Raw genomic sequence first — 15,473 nt, forward strand, 5'->3', positions numbered from 1 at the left:
AATGGCCTACGATCCCGCTCAACTTCCCGGCCTTGAGGCCAGGCTGGACGCCGAACTGCGCAGGGCCGATCCCGAGGCGATCCTGGCGCGGGCGGTCGAGGTGTTTCCCCAGGGCCTGGCCCTGGTCTCGTCCTTCGGCGCGGAGTCCGCCGTCCTCCTGCACATGGCGGCGCAGGTCCGGCCTGACCTGCCCATCCTGTTCCTCGACACTGGCATGCTGTTCGCCCAGACCCTGGACTATCGCCGCGCCCTGACAGCCCGGCTGGGCCTTACGGACGTGCGCGACCTGCGCCCGGCCTTTGCCGACCTGGCCACCGCCGACCCCCGGAGCGACCTGTGGCGGACGAGTACGGACGCCTGCTGCGAGGTCCGCAAGGTCCTGCCCCTCGAGCGCGGGCTGGAGGGCTTCGGGGCCTGGATCACCGGGCGCAAGCGGTTCCACGGCGGCGACCGCCTGTCCCTGCCGGTGGTCGAGAGCGCCGAAGGACGGATCAAGTTCAATCCCCTGGCGAACTGGGACAAGTCCGACCTCGACGCCTACATGGAGCGCCATGCCCTGCCGCCCCATCCCCTGGTCGAGCACGGCTATCCGTCGCTGGGCTGCTGGCCCTGCACCCAGCCCGTGGAAGCCGGCCAGGACGTCCGCGCCGGCCGCTGGGCGGGTTCCGAAAAGACCGAATGCGGGATACACGTCGCCCGCACGCCCGGGGCGGTGAACGACCTTGGCGGCGACATCTGACCTCGCTCTCCCCAGTCCTGGATCCTTCAAGTGACCGAAGCCGCCGCCGCGCCCGCCAAGAAGTCGGGCGCTTTCGCCGAAGAGACCGTGACCTGGGTCCGGCACTGGACTGACAAGCTCTTTTCCTTCCGTACGACGCGGGATCCGGGCTTCCGGTTCCAGAGCGGACAGTTCGTGATGGTGGGCCTGATGGTCGAGGGCAAGCCGCTGGTGCGGGCCTATTCCATCGCCAGCCCGTCCTGGCACGACGAGCTTGAGTTTTATTCCATCAAGGCGCCCAACGGGCCGCTGACCTCGCGCCTGTGCGACATCGAGGTCGGCCAGACCGTGCTGATCGGGCGCAAGCCAACCGGGACCCTGGTGCTCGACGGCCTGAAGCCGGGGCGCAGGCTCTACATGCTGGGTACGGGAACGGGCCTTGCGCCCTGGCTGTCCCTGGCCCGCGACCCCGAGGTCTACGACCGGTTCGAGACCATTGTGGTCACCCACACGGTGCGCGAGGTCGCCGATCTGAACTACCGCGACCTCTTCGAACAGGAGCTGCCGAACGACGAGATCCTCGGCGAGATCGTCGCGCCCAAGCTTCGGTACTATCCCACGGTGACACGCGAGCCCTTCCCGACCCAGGGCCGGATCACCGACCTGATCGCCTCGGGCCAGATGTGCCGCGACCTCGGCCTGCCGGACCTCGACCCTGCACAGGACAGGCTGATGCTGTGTGGCGGCCCATCGGTTCTCGGCGACCTGAAGCCGCTTCTCGAGGCGAAGGGCTTTGTCGAGGGCTCGCTCTCGCAGCCGGGCGACTATGTGCTTGAGCGGGCTTTCGTGGAGAGCTGAGGCCGGCCTCAGGCGGGCGGGCAGCCCTTGAAGTCGCCGATCTTGCTGACCGTCAGGTGGGACATGTTGAGCCCCATGATCGGCTTCATCGAGGCCGCGCCCGAACCCGTGAAGAGGTCGATCCGGTTGCCCTTGATCGCCCCGCCCGTGTCGGAGGCGTACCAGTAGCCATCGTGCAGCCGGCCGTCGGGCATCTTCAGTCCCACGGTTTCCTGGATGAACAGGACGGTGCGGCGGGGAATGACACGGGGGTCGATCGCCGCGGTGCGCATGGCGACGACCCGGCAGCCCAGGGAATCGAGTACGCCGACGCCGCGGGCGCCGACATGGTAGAGCGAGGCCTTCAACCGGAACTGGGGAGATCCGGGCACTGCGCCGGTCAGGGCGCCGACGAGCAGGTCGCCGATCGGGTCCGAAGGGGTGTTCTGGCTGGCGTAGGCGGGGGCTGCGGCGAGGCCGGCGAGGATGGCGGCCAGGGCGGCGAGGCGGCGTCGCATGACGTCTCCTCCTTCGTCGTTGATCTGTCGTCGCTCGCCTTTTAACGATTGCGCCCGCCCCGGGCAACCTTGGCCGGGCTGAGGAGTGGGCGCTATGAAGATCTTCGGGGACTCGATATCCGGCAATTGCCTGAAGGTTCTGTGGACGGCGAAGCTTCTCGGGCTGCCCCACGAGTGGATCGAGACCGGGGTCCTGACGGGCGAAACCCGCACGCCGGCATTCCTGGCCATGAACCCCGCCGGACAGGTTCCCCTTGTCCTCCTGGATGACGGTCGGCCGCTGGCCCAGTCCAACGCCATCATCCTGCACCTGTCCCGGGGGTCCGACCTGATCCCCAGGGATGCCTACCTCGAGGCCCGCATGCTCGAGTGGATGTTCTGGGAGCAGTACAGCCACGAGCCCTACGTGGCGGTCGCCCGGTTCCAGGTCCGATACCTGGGCAAGTCGCCGGACTCCCTGGGTCCGGATCTCTTCCGCCGGGCCGAGGCGGCCCTGGATCGCCTGGACTCGGCCCTCGACGGCGTCGACTGGCTGGTGGGCGACCGGTTCACCCTCGCCGACATGGCCCTGGCGCCCTACACACGGTTCGCGCCGGAGGCCGGGCTGGCGCTTGAGGCCTGGCCCCGCATCCGGGAATGGATCGACCGCTTCGAGACCTTCCTGGGTCTCCCTCGCCTTGGAGACGACAGATGACCCGCCGGTTTCCTTCCCTCGTCGTCGCCCTGGCTCTGGTCTGCGGCATGCCCGCCACCGCCCTGGCCTGGGGGTCTTCTGGCCACAGGATGGTGGGCGTCGCCGCAGTGGAGGCCCTGCCGTCCGACCTGCCCGCCTTCCTGCGGACCCGCTCGGCCGCCGCCGACGTCGGTGAGTTCTCGCGGGAGCTGGATCGCTCCAAGGGCTCGGGCCGTGCACACGGGGTGTCGCTGGATTCCGGCCACTTCATCGACCTGTACGACGATGGCACGGTGATGGGCGGGCCCCGGCTTGAGGCCATGCCGGCCGACCGCGAGGCCTTCGAGACCGCCCTCAGAGCCGCCGGGACCAACGCCTGGAAGGCGGGATGGCTCTACTATTCCATCCTGGAGACCCAGCAGCAGCTGACCCGTGACCTCGCCATGTGGCGGGTCCTCGACTACGCCGTGCGGACTGAGAAGAACCCCGAGCGCCGGGCCTGGTTCCGGGCGGACCTGCGTCGGCGCGAGGCGGTGGTCCTTCAGACCATGGGCCGGCTCTCGCACTACGTCTCTGACGGCTCCCAGCCCCTGCACGTGACCATCCACTACAATGGCTGGTCGGGAGAGGCCAATCCTGAGGGCTTCACCCGCAGCCGGATCCACGGCCCCTTCGAAGGCGAGCTCGTGGCGGCGGGCGTCCGGCTGGACGACATCCGCAAGGCCATGCCCCCGCGCGCGCCGAACGCAGTCGGCCTTGAGGTGCGGATCGCCGACTACCTCACCGTCGCCTGGAAGGAGGTCCCCACCCTCTACCGTCTGGAGAAGGCCGGCGCCCTGATCCCCGGCCACCCGCAGGGGACCGCCTTTGCCCGCGACCGCCTGGCCGCAGGGGCCGGCGCCCTGCGCGACCTTGTCGACCTCGCCTGGAAGACGTCGGCCGGGGCCAAGCTCGGCTGGCCCGAGATGACGGTCCAGGACGCCCTGGCCGGGCGCGCCGACATCTGGACCTCGCTCTACGGCAAGGACTGATGGCGCCGCCGCAGTTCGGCCTTCCGGAAGACGGGAGGGCGTGGCCCGAGCGGCCCTCCGCCTTCGGGCTCGCCCGGAGGGGACAGAGACTCGCCCTGGTCGAGATCGGCGATCCTGCCGAGCAGGTCTGGCTGGCGCTGCCGGGCGGCGGCCTGGAGCCCGGGGAATCGGCCGAAGTCGCCCTGGTCAGGGAATTCGCCGAGGAGACAGGGCTGGTGGTCAGGCCCACGGGCCTTGTCGGGGACTCCTCGGACCGGGTGATCATCAATGCGGGCCGGGCCTTCAATGTCCGCGGCCGCTTCTTCGCGGTCGACATCCTGGGCCCCGCGCCGGGAGGGGCGACCGAGCCGGATCACCGGCTGGTCTGGAAGACGCCCCTTGAGGCGATCCGGGGGCTGCACCGGCCTTCCCACGCCTGGGCGGTCGTCGAGTGGCTCCGCGGTTTGCAAGGCGCCGGCGGGCATAGTAGGCCGGCCCGGGGACAGGGACGGAGGACGTCATGAGCGAGGCCACACTGATCGATGGAAGGGCGGAGGCCGAGGCCCTTCGGGCGCGGGTCGCCGCGGACGTCGCTGAGCTCAAGGCCCGCCATGGGCTGGTCCCGGGACTGGCTGTGGTGCTGGTGGGCGAGGACCCGGCCTCCGAGGTCTATGTGCGCTCCAAGGGCGAGCAGTCGAGGGCCGCCGGCATGCACTCGGTGACCCACAAGCTTCCCGCGGACACGTCGCAGGCCGACCTCGTAAACCTGGTGCGCCAGCTCAACGCAGATCCTTCGATCCATGGCATCCTGGTGCAGATGCCCCTCCCGCCGGGCCTGGACGAGAAGGCGGTGATCGAGGCCATCGACCCGGACAAGGACGTGGATGGCCTGCATGTCGTCAACGCCGGCCGGCTGTCGCAGGGTCTTCCATCCCTCGCCCCCTGCACGCCGGTGGGCTGCATGATCCTCCTGCGACAGACCCTGGGCGACAACCTGTCTGGTCTTCGCGCCGTGGTGCTCGGGCGCTCCATCCTGGTTGGCCGGCCGGTGGCCCAACTTCTGCTTCAGGCGGACTGCACGGTGACCATCGCCCATTCCCGGACTCGCGACCTGGCGTCCGTCTGCCGCGAGGCCGACATCCTCGTCGCGGCGGTCGGTAGACCGCGGATGATCCCGGGGGACTGGATCCGTCCAGGAGCCACCGTGATCGACGTGGGCATCAACCGGGTGCCCTTCGACGACCCTGCCAAGGCGGCGGAGGGACGGACCAAGCTGGTCGGCGACGTCGACTTCAAGAGCGCGCGGCGCGTCGCGGGCGCGATCACGCCGGTGCCGAACGGCGTCGGCCCGATGACCGTGGCCTGCCTCCTCGCCAACACCGTGACGGCGGCGCGGCGGATCCGCGGGGTCTAGCCGCCGACCGGCGCGACGCTGGTCGCCACGCCTTCGTCCGCCGTCCTGATGATGGCGGCGAGGGCTTCACGGGTCGCCTCCTGGAAGGCCTCCGCGATGGCGCCGCCCCGGTTCTCGTCCGCCCGGCGCGTGAAGGACAGGGACTCCTCGCGAACAACCTTCTGGTCCCGGAGACGGGTGACCACGACATGCAGGTCGATCCGGACCTCCGGTGCGGCGCGTGGGCCCTGGTCATAGTCGGCCTCGAACCGGGAGACATCGACCCTGAGCCCGAAGGCCGGCCGGCCGAGTTCGCCGGGCGTGATGAGCCGCGCAGGACCCCGGCTGGAGGCGAAGGCGGCGACGAGGGCCTGGTCGAAGAGTACGGAGGCCGACTGCGTCCAGCGGGCGTTGGCCAGGTAGGCCGCCTCGGCTCCATCGGCCGTGAGGATCCGGTCCCCCGCCGCGGCGGGGTGGAAGCTTCCGCCGCCCCGGATCATCGGGATGCGGCCCTCGGTAGGCGTCGAGGCGGCCAGGGGCGCGGTTTCCGGGGTGAACCGGTAGAGCTGCGCCGGCTTGGCGTCGGGCAGGAGGGTGATGCACCCCGCCAGGGTCAGCGCCGCCCCAGCGGCGGACAGTCGGAGGAGGTTCCGGGTCAGGGTCACGGGCGGACTTCCTTTTCCTTGCCGGGGCTCTTTGTGATCAGGCCGCGGGGGTTGGCTTCCAGTTCGCGGGACAGTCGGGTCAGCGAGTCTGCGGCCCCCTGCAGGGCGCCGATGGCGGCGGTGAACTGGGACAGGCTGCTGGCGGTGTAGTCGCCGCCGGGCCCGTCGACCCGGGCGATGACCCCCCTCAGCTCCTTCACGGCGACCTGGGTCTCGGCGGCGGCCTCGCCCAGGCTCTTGAGCGTCCGCGCCCCATCGCCTTCCACCAGGGTCCGGCTCGAGGCCGAAAGGGCCGCGATCTCCGTGGCGGCGTTGTCGAGGCTCTTCAGGGCCGCCTCGGTCTCGCTGATCACCTGCTTGCGCTTGGCCAGCTCGCTGGAGAACTGCTCCACGTTCTTGAGTGACGACTGGAAGGCGGCGATGTTCTCGGGCGTCAGCATGGCGTTGACGCCCTGCAGGGCCTTCACCGTCTCGGTCAGGACCGACTCCCCCCCGGTCAGGAAGCCCGAGAGGGCAGAGGGCCGGGAGGCGATCATCGGCGTCTTGCCAAACGGGGTCTGCTGCCGGACGAGGGGATTGGCCCGGGTCCCGGAACTGACCTGGATGAAGTTCACCCCGGTGATGCCCAGGGGCTCGATGGTGGCGACAGAGTCGGTGCGGACCGGCACGCCAGCGCTCATGCGGACATGGGCGATGACCTTCTCGGTGTTCTGCGACCAGAGCTCAATCTGGGTGATTTCACCCACCTTGATGCCGTTGAACCGTACCTCGCCGCCCTTGCTGAGGCCGTTCACCGGTCCCTGGAAGACGATGTCGTAGTTCTGGAAATCGCGCTTGAGGTTGAACTGGGCGAGCCAGATCCCGAAGGCCAGCAGCCCCACGAGGAGGAGGAGGGAGAACAGGCCCACGAGGGCGTAGTTGGCGTCTTTTTCCATCAGGCCTGGGTCCGGGTTTGCTGGGCGGCGGCGCGTCCCCGGGGTCCGAGGAAGTACTCCCGGATCCAGGGATGGGTGGAGGTTTCGAGGGTCCGCACGGGTTCTGCGGCGACCACGTGCTTGTCGGCCAGCACCGCCACCCGGGTGGTGATCGCATAGAGGCTGTCGAGGTCGTGGGTGATCATGAAGACGGTCAGGCCCAGGCTGCGCGACAGTTCCAGGATGAGGTCATCGAAGGCGGCGGCGCCAATGGGGTCCAGGCCTGCGGTGGGCTCGTCCAGGAAGAGGAGTTCCGGGTCGAGGGCCAGGGCGCGCGCCAGACCCGCCCGCTTTCGCATTCCGCCGGACAGCTCCGAAGGCTTGAGGTCGCAGGCCTCGGGCGGCAGGCCGACCAGGCCGATGCGGATCTCCGCGAGTTCGCGGATCGTTTTGCGGGACAGCCGGGTATGCTCGGCCAGGGGCGCCTCGACATTCTCGGCTACCGTCAGGTTGGAGAACAAGGCGCCCTGCTGGAAGAGCACGCCCCACCGCCGCTCAATCGCGCCCCAGTTACGGCCCGGGTCGGCGTGGATGTCGTGGCCGAAGACCCGCACCGAGCCGCCTTCCGGGCGCTTGAGGCCAATGATGGTGTTGAGCATGACCGACTTGCCCGAGCCGGACCCGCCCACGACGCCCAGGATCTCGCCCCGTTCGACGGTCAGGTCGAGGTTCTCGTGGATCACCCTGGACCCGAACTGAGAGCGAAGGCCGCGGATCTCGATGGCCGGCGGCTCATCCCCGGCGTCCTGGAGCCCGGCGCCGGTCACAGGTCAAGCTCCATGTAGATCATGGCGAAGATGGCATCGATCAGGATGATGGCGAAGATCGCCTGCACGACCGCGGCGGTGACCCGCTGGCCCAGGGACAGGACATCACCCTCCACCAGCATGCCCTGCCGGCAGCCGATCCCGGCGATCGCGATGGCCATGACGGGCGCCTTGGACAGGGCGATCCAGAAATGCGTGGCGCCGACGCTCTCCACGAGGCGGGTCATGAAGAAGCTGGGGCCCAGTCCCAGCATCGACCAGGTCACCATGGCCCCGCCCATGAGGCCGGCGACCGTCGCCACGAAGGTGAGCAGCGGAATGGTGAGCAGAAGGGCGGCGACGCGGGGGAAGACGAGGGCCTCGAAGGGATCGACCCCCATTACCTTCATGGCGTCGACCTCCTGGGTCATCTTCATCGAACCGATCTCCGCCGCGAAGGCCGACGCCGAGCGTCCAGCGAGCAGGACGGCGGTGATCACGATGCCGAACTCCCGGGTGACGGCGATGCCAATCAGCTCGACGGCGAAGACCTCGGCCCCGAACTGACGCAGGGTGTTCACGCCGAGGAGGCCGACCACCGCGCCGATGAAGAAGGTGGTGACCGTTATGATGGGCAGGGCGTCCAGGCCGGCGCGCTCGGCCATCGAGATGCAGGGCGCCCAACGGATGCGCCGGGGGTTCATCAGCGTCCGGGCGGTCACCACCATGAGCTGGCCCGCAAAGGCGAGGGTGCCGTAGGTCTCCTGCGCGACCGAGGCGACGCCGCGGCCAAGCCGTTCCAGGAAGGCGCGGAAGGGCCCGGGACCGGTCTTCCTCTTGGGCCGTGAAGCGTCGGCCCTGGCGACCATGTCGAGCAGGCGCAGATGGTCATCACGCCCGCTCACCCGGGCCAGGTCAGGCTCTGCGCCGAGGGCGCGCAGGATCGCCAGCGCGCCCGCGATGTCCATGCGGCGAACCCCGTTCAGGTCGAGCCGGGCTGCCGGCTCCGGACGCACCGTGGCGATGAGGGTCTCCCCGATCGCCTGGACGGGGGCGCCGCACCAGTCGCCGGTGAGCCTGAATGCCTCGGGATCTTGGGGGTCAGGCGGTGTGAAGGCGGGGGTCAGGCTCATGGATCATTCCGCACGGCGGTCCGGGACGTGCGGCCCCGCGCGCACCGGCACACTAGTCCAGGCCCATGGCGCCAAGCAAACCCTTGTTCGGCCGCAGGTTTCACCCAAGTCCAATCTCCCTGAGTCGCTCGGCGAGGAAGTCCCCCGCCGTGACCGGGGGCAGTGGGGGCCGGGCGCTGCGGCAGGAGGGGAGGGCGTCCAGCGACAGGTCCGAGTGCGGGTGAAGGAAGAAGGGCATCGAGTAGCGACTGACATTGGGGCCGTCAGGGTTCACCACCCGATGGGTTGTCGCCGGGATCACCCCATTGGTCAGGCGGGCCAGCATGTCGCCGGAGTCCACGATCAGCTTGCCCGGCTCTGTCTCCACGGCCAGCCAGCCGCCATCGCGGTCGAGGAGTTGCAGGCCTGCGCCGCGCGCCGCCACCAGGATGGTCAGGAAGTTGATGTCCTCGTGGGCTGCAGACCTGACGGCGCCGGCCGGCGCGTCCGCGGGGACAGGCGGGTAATGGAGCAGCCGCAGGATCGAGGGGCCGTGGCGGACCCGGTCCTCGAACCAGTCCTCCGGCAGGTCCAGGGACGGCGCGAGGGCCGCGAGCAGGAGGCGGCCGGTCTGGTCCAGGCCCTGGTAGAGGGCCTCGAAGGTCACGCGGAATCCCTCGGGCGACTCCGGCCAGACATTCGGCGGCAGCGGCTCGACCGCCAGCGCCTCCGGCGAGGGTTCGCGGCCGATTTGCCAGAATTCCTTTAGGTCCGGTGCGCGGCTGTCCCGGGCGTGCTCGGCGCCGAAGGGCGTGTAGCCCCTCAGGCCCCCGGCGAGCGCGCCCTTGACGGCCAGGGGCTGCCTGAAGAGGGCTGCGGACTGGGCGTAGGCTTGGTCCAGGAGGTCGGTGGGAACATTGTGGTCGGCCAGGACGACGAAGCCCCAGCGGCGGAGGCTGGCGAACAGGTCCGACCGGAACCGTGCGCGGGCGCCGGGGTCTCCGCCGGTGAAATCCGAGAGGCGCAGTTCGGGCACCGTCCGGCTCATGATCCTTCTCCTGAAAGCAGCGCCTCGACGTCCTGGCGGCGCGGGCAGGCAGGCTGTGCGCCTGGCCGGGTCGTGGACAAGGCTGCAGCGACGCAGGCGAACCGCAGGGCCTCGGAGTCGCTGCGCCCTTCCAGGAGGGCGACCACCAGGGCCGCCGTGAACACATCACCCGCCCCCGTCGCGTCCACGGGTTCGACACGGGGCGGTTGGGCCTGTGCAGTCAGACTTCCCCTCCGGAAAAGCTGTGCGCCCGCGGCCCCGAGGGTGACGGCGAGAGCGCCGCCGATCCTGGCCGCCGCAGCGCCCAGGGCCTCGGCTTCGATCTGGTTCACCACCACCAGGTCCGCCCGCTCCAGGCAGTCCTGTGGAAGCGCGGCGAAGGGCGCCAGGTTCAGCGCCACGAATCCCTCCGCCCGGCGCACCGCCGCGGCTACGACGTCGAGCGGACATTCCAGCTGGCAGAGCAGGGCGCGGTCGATACCCGCGGGAAGGTCCCCCGGTGTCGGAAGGGCGTTGGCGCCGGAGGCGACGAGAATCTGGTTCTCCCCCGCTCCGTCGACGCCGATCAGGGCCACGCCGGTAGTCGCGCCGGGCAGGCGGGTCACCCCCGTCAAGTCCACGCCCTCGGCCTCCAGGAGCGCCAGGGCCTCGTCGGCGAAGGCGTCGTCCCCCACGCGCGCCCAGAGCCGGACCTCCGCGCCCAGGCGGGCGAGGGCCAGGGCCTGGTTGGCCCCCTTGCCGCCGGGATGGCGTTGCAGGGTGGCGCCGATCACGGTTTCTCCCGGGCGCGGCAGGGTGGGCGCCGTCGCCACGATGTCGAGATTCACCGACCCGACCACCAGGACGCTTGCGGCCTTCACGCGCCGCGTCCGAGAAGGTCGCAGATCAGGTCAAAGGCCCCGTCCGAATCCGCTCCCGTCGCCCAGCGGGCGTTGGCGGCTCGCTGTTCGCCCAGGCGGAACTCCACGGCGGTGTGGCCAAGGGTCAGGGGGGACTCCGTCTCTATGGCGAGGTGGCAGTCCCGAAGGGTGAAGAGATGGGGGGCCAGCAGCCACAGGATCACGCACGGGTCATGCAGGGGCGGAGGTCCGCCGGTTCCCAGCTCAACCTCGGTCCGGGCGCTGAAGGCCATCAGCTGGCTGGCGACCTTGGCCGGCGTGTTGGTGATGCCGGCGATGCGCGCCCTGCGGGCCTCTGTGGCCGTGACCTGGTGGGTGACGTCCAGCCCCATCAGGACCAGGTCCACGCCGGACCGGGCCACGATGTCTGCGGCATGGGGGTCGGCGTGGATGTTGTACTCGGCGGAGGCGGTGATGTTGCCGCCTTCGCGCCGCGCCCCGCCCATGGCGACCACGCGGCCGATCCGGGGACCGATGTCGGGAGCCGTTTGGAGGGCCCTGGCCAGGTTGGTCATGGGTCCCGTCACCGCCAGGGTGACCTCGCCCGCGGGGCGAGCCCGAAGGGTGCGGACCAGGAAATCGACGGCGCCTTCCTCTTCCGGCCCCCGCAAGGGCTGGCCCACCGGCAGGTCGCCGAGGCCCGTGGGGCCGTGGAAATGATCGGCCGCAACGGGCGCGCGGACCAGGGGGCGAGCCTCGCCGGCATGGACCGGAATGTCCGGCCGGCCGGCGATCTCCCGGACCAGGCAGGCGTTCCGCGCCGTCAGGTCGCCGCCGACATTGCCGGCGACCGTGGTGATGGCCAAGACGTCCAGACGCTCCGGCGCCGCGAGGGCCAGAAGCAGGGCGACCGTGTCGTCGACCCCGGGGTCGCAGTCGATGATGAGGGGGAGGCCGGGCATGGCCCAGCTTCCCCCGCTTCGCCCCTCAACGGCAAGTCACCGCCAGGCCCAGCCTCAGTTATCCCAGAGGATATACTCCTGACCCGCCTTCTGCGGCCGTCCGGAGGGCTGGTCGATGAAGACCGGCCCCTGCAGCAGCGAGGGCCAGAGCGGCTTCACGCTGCGGGCGTCCTGCTGGGCCAGGAGGGCGAGCATGGCCTTGACCCGCTCGGGTTCCTTGGTCGACAGGTCGGTCTGCTCGGTGGGGTCAACGGCGAGGTTATGCAGCCAGACCTTCGAGCGGGCCTCGTTGCTCTGCAGCTTCCAGTCCCCGTCGCGCACGGCCTTGTACTGGCCGGATCGCCAGAAGAGTGTCTGGTGCGGACGTTCCGTCTTCTCGCCCTTGACGTAGGGCAGCAGGTTCACGCCGTCGATCTCGCGGTCTGTGGGAAGGGCGGCTCCGGCCGCTCCGGCGACGGTCGAGAAGACGTCGATATGCCCCACAGGGTAGGGGTAGCGCTGGCCAGAGGGCATCCCCTTGGGCCACTTCATCAGGAAGGGCGTTTGGATCCCGCCCTCGAAGAAGGTCGACTTCCAGCCCCGGTAGGGCTTGTTGATGTCGTCAAGCCCGATGTAGCCGGCGCCGCCGTTATCGCTGGTGAAGATGATGAGGGTGTCCTTCTCGAGGCCCTCGTCACGCAGGGTTTGGAGGAGCTTGCCGACATTCCTGTCCAGGTTTCGGACCATGGCGGCGTAGACCCTCAAGCGATGGTCCTTGATCTGCGGCAGGGCGTCGTAGTCCTCCCGCGTCGCCTGCAGGGGCGTGTGGATAGCGTTCGGCGCGAAGTACATGAAGAACGGACGGTTGCGGTTGGCCTTCACCGCCCGGACCGCCTCATCGGTGAGGTAGTCGGTCATGTAGCCCTTCGGGGCGAACATCTCCGAGCCGTTGTACTGGACCATGTAGGGCAGGTTCGGCCACAGGAAGCGGTCGATGGGGTCCCAGTCCTGCTTGGAGTTGACGACGCCCTTGTCCTTCACGGGAAGGAAGAGCGAGCCGCCGGCCATGAAGCCGAGGCTTTCGTCGAACCCCCGGTCCTCGGGCCGGGAGCCCGGTTTCGCGCCCAGGTGCCACTTGCCAAAATGCAGGGTGTGGTAGCCCTGCTGTTTCAGCACGTTGGCGATGGTGATCTCGTTGGCGGGAACCGCCATCGAGTCCATCGGGGGCACATCCTTGACCCGATCCTTGAAGAACCGGGGACTGACGATGGAGCCGCCCTCGGCCTCGGTGCCGACCATCCGCTGGAAGGCGACCGGCGCCGGCGTGAACTCGAAGCCGAAGCGGGTCGCATACCGCCCCGTCATAAGTGAGGCGCGGGACGGCGCGCAGGTCGCGTTACCAGCGTACCCATTCTCGAAAATCACCCCATCCTTTCCGAGCGAGTCCATGTTCGGGGTCGGCACCGCACCGCCGGCGACGCCGCCGTTCAGGGTCAGGTCGTTGAAGCCCATGTCGTCGACCAGGATGAGGATGACGTTGGGCTGACGACGGACCGGAGGGGGATCTGCGGGTCCCTCCAGCCAGGTCACCGGCCGGTTGGGGGCCACGTCGGGCAGGCGCGCCTGGGCAATGAGGCCAAGGACGGTCGAGCGGTTGCTCCAGGCGAGGGCGCCTATGCCCACGAGGAGCAGCAGGACGAGAGCAAGGACTTTCAGGATCTTCATCGGTGCGGTTCCTCAGGTGGTCTTGCGGGGGGCGAGGCCCTGCTGTTCCAGGCGCCAGCGGAGCGTATCCACCCTGTCCTGGCCAAAGAAGGGCTCGTTATTGAAAACCATCATGGGGACCCCGTAGTGGCCCCCGGCGCGCTGGGCGTCCTGGTTGTCCTCGATGACGGCGTGGAGGCGATCAGCCTCTGTCTCGACGCGGGCGAAGAGATCGTCCGGATCCAGCCCCGCCCGGCGGGTCGCCTCGGCCAGGTGATCGCCCTCGTGCCAGTTGTCGACCTGGCCGCTCCAGATCATCGCGCTGACCTCCTTGAGGAAGGGCAGTCCCCGGCCGGCCTCGGCCGCAAGCACTCCCAGGCGAGTCAGGCGATGGATGTGGGGTTGCTCGGCGGGATAGGTCCCGGTCGCCATGTCCATGTAGACGGGATCGGGGCGGGGCCAGCGGTAGGGCATGCCGAGGATCTCGGCCTCCCTGCGGGTATCAAGCATGAGGTACGAGAACCAGAGCGGGTCCCGACCCTCAAAGAAGACCGGGGTGCGCACTGCGAGGGGATAGACCGGGCGCACCCGGCAACGGACGTCGAACCCGGCTTCCAACTCGAGGAGGCGGGGCGTGATGAGGTACGAGTAAGGGGACCTGAAGGACCAGTAGAGGTCGTATTCCAGCGTCATGCGCGAACTCCGGGGGTGGGCGGTGGCGAGTCGGTTCTGCCTGGCCTAGGCTGGCGCAAGGGAACCAGGGAAAGGGAGGACCCAATGCTGGCCTTGAGGATCGTTCTGGGAGCGCTTGGGCTCCTGTCACTGCTGCTGGCGGCGCGTATCTGGGCGGACCCCACCGCTGTCGCCGTCCAGCTTGGCCTGCTCGTGAATGGACCACTGGGCCAGGCGACGCTGCGGGCCGACGTCGCGGGGCTCTTTGCAGCGACAGGCGGGCTCTCGGTCTTCGCCGCGCTGAAAGGTGACGGGCGGTTGCTGTTGGGGCCCCTGTGCCTGATCGGTGCGGCCCTGGCCGGACGGCTCCTGAACCTCGGGGTGGCGGGCTTCACCGTCAACCAGGTGGCTCCAATCCTCATCGAGGTGGTGACCCTGGCCGTTCTCGCGGCGGGCTTCAGAGGGCTGCGGCGGCCCGTTCCGCCGGTCGAGCCGGTCTGACCCCGGACGCAAGCCTGGCTTCCCGGCGCCATCCGGCGTCGGGCGCAGGCGGCGGCGCGCAGGCGTTTCCTTTCCCTCATCCGGGGAGATTGAGATATCGGCACGCCAAGTGCAACTATTTTGGCGCCGGGCCTACTGCTGCTGTTGCTGCTGCTGTTGGCGCTCCAGCAGTGAGGCTCCCCCGCCGGGCCGTCTCCGCCCCCCGCCACGGGCGAAGCTCGGGCTGGCCAGGCGCATGAACTCTGGTTCCCCCGCCGTCGGGCGGGCCCGGCGGACGTTCACCCCCACAGCCAACTGGCTCTCGGCCTCGCCCTTGTAGACCCCCCTGGATGGCGGAACGTCGGCATAGTCCCGGCCGATCGCCGCGGAGATGTGCCGCTCGCCGGCCAGGGTGTTGTTGGTGGGGTCGAATCCGATCCAGCGGGTCGAGGGCAGGAAGACTTCCAGCCAGGCGTGGGAGGCGTCGGGGTCCGAGCGGTCTCCGCCCTCCCGGTCGGTAAACAGGTAGCCGGACACGTAGCGCGCCGGGATTCCCCAGCTTCGGCAGAGCGTGATCATGATGTGGGCGAAGTCCTGGCAGACGCCACGTCGGGCGGAGAGGGCCAGGTCGATGGGGCTCTCGGCGTCGGTGACCCCCGGCTCATAGTCAAAGGCGTCGTAGAGGGTCTCCGCCAGTCTCCGCACGGCCGTCAGTGGATCGCGATCGCGCAGCCGGTCCAGGCCGTGCTCGGCGGCGAAGGTGCGCAGGGCGTCTGTCTCCACGCAGAACCCCTGGTGGCGGAGAAAATCGAAGTTCTCGACGAGGACCCGGTCACTCTTCAGGCGGTCCCATTCGCCGAGGTCCAGGGCCTCGGGCAAGGGGTCAGGAGCCGACGTCTCGACCACGGACCGGGCGGTGATGGTCAGCTGGTCGTGGGGATGGGGCACGTCGAAGTGGTAGACCGCATTGCCGAAGGGGTCGGCGTAGGAAAAGACCTGGGCCGCCGGATCCAGCTCGAGGTCGAAGCTGGCCAGCCTCTGCCGGGGTGTCTTCTGGGGCTGCATCCAGACTTCCATCACGCTCTCCCGCACCGGGGCGGCGTAGTGGTAGCGGGTGACGTGTCTGACCTCGAGGAGCATGTC

General features: G+C 69.4%; 18 protein-coding genes. 7 read left to right on the top strand and 11 right to left on the bottom strand.

Annotation, left to right across the window (positions count from 1 at the left end):
* The first annotated feature begins 1 nt into the window (after nt 1).
* Entirely contained in the window at nt 2-739 is a 738-nt protein-coding gene (locus HYN04_RS05670) for a phosphoadenylyl-sulfate reductase (protein WP_110449861.1), read from the top strand.
* Between the two features lie 30 nt (nt 740-769).
* Nucleotides 770-1,576: a ferredoxin--NADP reductase gene (locus HYN04_RS05675; protein ID WP_110449862.1), complete on the top strand. Its 807-nt coding sequence runs from the start codon at nt 770-772 to the stop codon at nt 1,574-1,576.
* A gap of 8 nt (nt 1,577-1,584) precedes the next feature.
* Here HYN04_RS05675 and HYN04_RS05680 read toward each other — a convergent pair whose 3' ends face one another.
* Nucleotides 1,585-2,073, bottom strand: coding sequence for a 3D domain-containing protein (locus tag HYN04_RS05680; RefSeq protein WP_110449863.1), 489 nt, complete (start codon nt 2,071-2,073; stop codon nt 1,585-1,587).
* Nucleotides 2,074-2,167: 94 nt separating this feature from the next.
* On the opposite strand from HYN04_RS05680, the gene HYN04_RS05685 reads away from it, so the two are divergent.
* Genes HYN04_RS05685 through folD form a run of 4 tightly spaced genes read left to right on the top strand, consistent with a single transcriptional unit; the run spans nt 2,168 to nt 5,170 of the window.
* Nucleotides 2,168-2,767 (top strand): glutathione S-transferase family protein, encoded by a 600-nt coding sequence (locus HYN04_RS05685; protein WP_110449864.1) that lies wholly within the window; start codon nt 2,168-2,170, stop codon nt 2,765-2,767.
* Nucleotides 2,764-3,777: a phospholipase C/P1 nuclease family protein gene (locus HYN04_RS05690; RefSeq protein WP_110449865.1), complete on the top strand. Its 1,014-nt coding sequence runs from the start codon at nt 2,764-2,766 to the stop codon at nt 3,775-3,777. Before HYN04_RS05685 ends, HYN04_RS05690 begins: the two co-directional genes overlap by 4 nt.
* Entirely contained in the window at nt 3,777-4,280 is a 504-nt protein-coding gene (locus HYN04_RS05695) for an NUDIX domain-containing protein (RefSeq protein WP_110449866.1), read from the top strand. The genes HYN04_RS05690 and HYN04_RS05695 overlap by 1 nt, the downstream gene beginning before the upstream one ends.
* Nucleotides 4,277-5,170: a bifunctional methylenetetrahydrofolate dehydrogenase/methenyltetrahydrofolate cyclohydrolase FolD gene (gene folD / locus HYN04_RS05700; RefSeq protein WP_110449867.1), complete on the top strand. Its 894-nt coding sequence runs from the start codon at nt 4,277-4,279 to the stop codon at nt 5,168-5,170. Before HYN04_RS05695 ends, folD begins: the two co-directional genes overlap by 4 nt.
* Here folD and HYN04_RS05705 read toward each other — a convergent pair.
* The 9 genes from HYN04_RS05705 to HYN04_RS05745 all read right to left on the bottom strand — a co-directional run bounded on the left by HYN04_RS05705 (nt 5,167) and on the right by HYN04_RS05745 (nt 13,871).
* Nucleotides 5,167-5,814 carry an ABC-type transport auxiliary lipoprotein family protein gene (locus HYN04_RS05705; protein WP_110449868.1) on the bottom strand — a complete coding sequence of 216 codons (648 nt, stop codon included), beginning with the start codon at nt 5,812-5,814 and terminating at the stop codon, nt 5,167-5,169. The genes folD and HYN04_RS05705 overlap by 4 nt on opposite strands.
* Entirely contained in the window at nt 5,811-6,749 is a 939-nt protein-coding gene (locus HYN04_RS05710) for an MlaD family protein (protein ID WP_110449869.1), read from the bottom strand. Before HYN04_RS05710 ends, HYN04_RS05705 begins: the two co-directional genes overlap by 4 nt.
* On the bottom strand, nt 6,749-7,555 hold the full coding sequence (locus HYN04_RS05715) for an ABC transporter ATP-binding protein (RefSeq protein WP_110449870.1): 807 nt from the start codon (nt 7,553-7,555) through the stop codon (nt 6,749-6,751). Before HYN04_RS05715 ends, HYN04_RS05710 begins: the two co-directional genes overlap by 1 nt.
* Nucleotides 7,552-8,667: an MlaE family ABC transporter permease gene (locus HYN04_RS05720; protein ID WP_110449871.1), complete on the bottom strand. Its 1,116-nt coding sequence runs from the start codon at nt 8,665-8,667 to the stop codon at nt 7,552-7,554. Before HYN04_RS05720 ends, HYN04_RS05715 begins: the two co-directional genes overlap by 4 nt.
* Nucleotides 8,668-8,767: 100 nt before the next feature.
* Nucleotides 8,768-9,694, bottom strand: a complete 927-nt coding sequence (locus HYN04_RS05725) for an isopenicillin N synthase family dioxygenase (protein ID WP_110449872.1) — start codon at nt 9,692-9,694, stop codon at nt 8,768-8,770.
* Nucleotides 9,691-10,554 carry a ribokinase gene (locus HYN04_RS05730; RefSeq protein WP_110449873.1) on the bottom strand — a complete coding sequence of 288 codons (864 nt, stop codon included), beginning with the start codon at nt 10,552-10,554 and terminating at the stop codon, nt 9,691-9,693. The genes HYN04_RS05725 and HYN04_RS05730 overlap by 4 nt, the downstream gene beginning before the upstream one ends.
* Nucleotides 10,551-11,495, bottom strand: coding sequence for a nucleoside hydrolase (locus tag HYN04_RS05735; RefSeq protein ID WP_110449874.1), 945 nt, complete (start codon nt 11,493-11,495; stop codon nt 10,551-10,553). The genes HYN04_RS05730 and HYN04_RS05735 overlap by 4 nt, the downstream gene beginning before the upstream one ends.
* 54 nt (nt 11,496-11,549) lie before the next feature.
* On the bottom strand, nt 11,550-13,199 hold the full coding sequence (locus HYN04_RS05740) for a sulfatase-like hydrolase/transferase (protein WP_110449875.1): 1,650 nt from the start codon (nt 13,197-13,199) through the stop codon (nt 11,550-11,552).
* Between the two features lie 12 nt (nt 13,200-13,211).
* Nucleotides 13,212-13,871 (bottom strand): 2-hydroxychromene-2-carboxylate isomerase, encoded by a 660-nt coding sequence (locus HYN04_RS05745; protein ID WP_110449876.1) that lies wholly within the window; start codon nt 13,869-13,871, stop codon nt 13,212-13,214.
* A gap of 84 nt (nt 13,872-13,955) precedes the next feature.
* Between HYN04_RS05745 and HYN04_RS05750 the strand changes: the two genes are divergently transcribed.
* Nucleotides 13,956-14,351: a hypothetical protein gene (locus tag HYN04_RS05750; RefSeq protein ID WP_110449877.1), complete on the top strand. Its 396-nt coding sequence runs from the start codon at nt 13,956-13,958 to the stop codon at nt 14,349-14,351.
* Between the two features lie 132 nt (nt 14,352-14,483).
* Here HYN04_RS05750 and HYN04_RS05755 read toward each other — a convergent pair whose 3' ends face one another.
* Complete coding sequence (locus tag HYN04_RS05755) at nt 14,484-15,470, bottom strand: transglutaminase family protein (protein WP_110449878.1); 987 nt, start codon at nt 15,468-15,470, stop codon at nt 14,484-14,486.
* Nucleotides 15,471-15,473 lie beyond the last annotated feature (3 nt).

This window comes from Phenylobacterium parvum (assembly GCF_003150835.1).
Classification (GTDB): Bacteria; Pseudomonadota; Alphaproteobacteria; order Caulobacterales; family Caulobacteraceae; genus Phenylobacterium; species Phenylobacterium parvum.

Coding starts and splice junctions, on each gene's coding strand:
- HYN04_RS05670 (WP_110449861.1), top strand. CDS start 2: ATGGCCTACGATCCCGCTCAACTTCCCGGCCTTGAGGCCAGGCTGGAC.
- HYN04_RS05680 (WP_110449863.1), bottom strand. CDS start 2,073: ATGCGACGCCGCCTCGCCGCCCTGGCCGCCATCCTCGCCGGCCTCGCC.
- HYN04_RS05685 (WP_110449864.1), top strand. CDS start 2,168: ATGAAGATCTTCGGGGACTCGATATCCGGCAATTGCCTGAAGGTTCTG.
- HYN04_RS05690 (WP_110449865.1), top strand. CDS start 2,764: ATGACCCGCCGGTTTCCTTCCCTCGTCGTCGCCCTGGCTCTGGTCTGC.
- HYN04_RS05695 (WP_110449866.1), top strand. CDS start 3,777: ATGGCGCCGCCGCAGTTCGGCCTTCCGGAAGACGGGAGGGCGTGGCCC.
- folD (WP_110449867.1), top strand. CDS start 4,277: ATGAGCGAGGCCACACTGATCGATGGAAGGGCGGAGGCCGAGGCCCTT.
- HYN04_RS05710 (WP_110449869.1), bottom strand. CDS start 6,749: ATGGAAAAAGACGCCAACTACGCCCTCGTGGGCCTGTTCTCCCTCCTC.
- HYN04_RS05720 (WP_110449871.1), bottom strand. CDS start 8,667: ATGAGCCTGACCCCCGCCTTCACACCGCCTGACCCCCAAGATCCCGAG.
- HYN04_RS05725 (WP_110449872.1), bottom strand. CDS start 9,694: ATGAGCCGGACGGTGCCCGAACTGCGCCTCTCGGATTTCACCGGCGGA.
- HYN04_RS05735 (WP_110449874.1), bottom strand. CDS start 11,495: ATGCCCGGCCTCCCCCTCATCATCGACTGCGACCCCGGGGTCGACGAC.
- HYN04_RS05740 (WP_110449875.1), bottom strand. CDS start 13,199: ATGAAGATCCTGAAAGTCCTTGCTCTCGTCCTGCTGCTCCTCGTGGGC.
- HYN04_RS05745 (WP_110449876.1), bottom strand. CDS start 13,871: ATGACGCTGGAATACGACCTCTACTGGTCCTTCAGGTCCCCTTACTCG.
- HYN04_RS05750 (WP_110449877.1), top strand. CDS start 13,956: ATGCTGGCCTTGAGGATCGTTCTGGGAGCGCTTGGGCTCCTGTCACTG.
- HYN04_RS05755 (WP_110449878.1), bottom strand. CDS start 15,470: ATGCTCCTCGAGGTCAGACACGTCACCCGCTACCACTACGCCGCCCCG.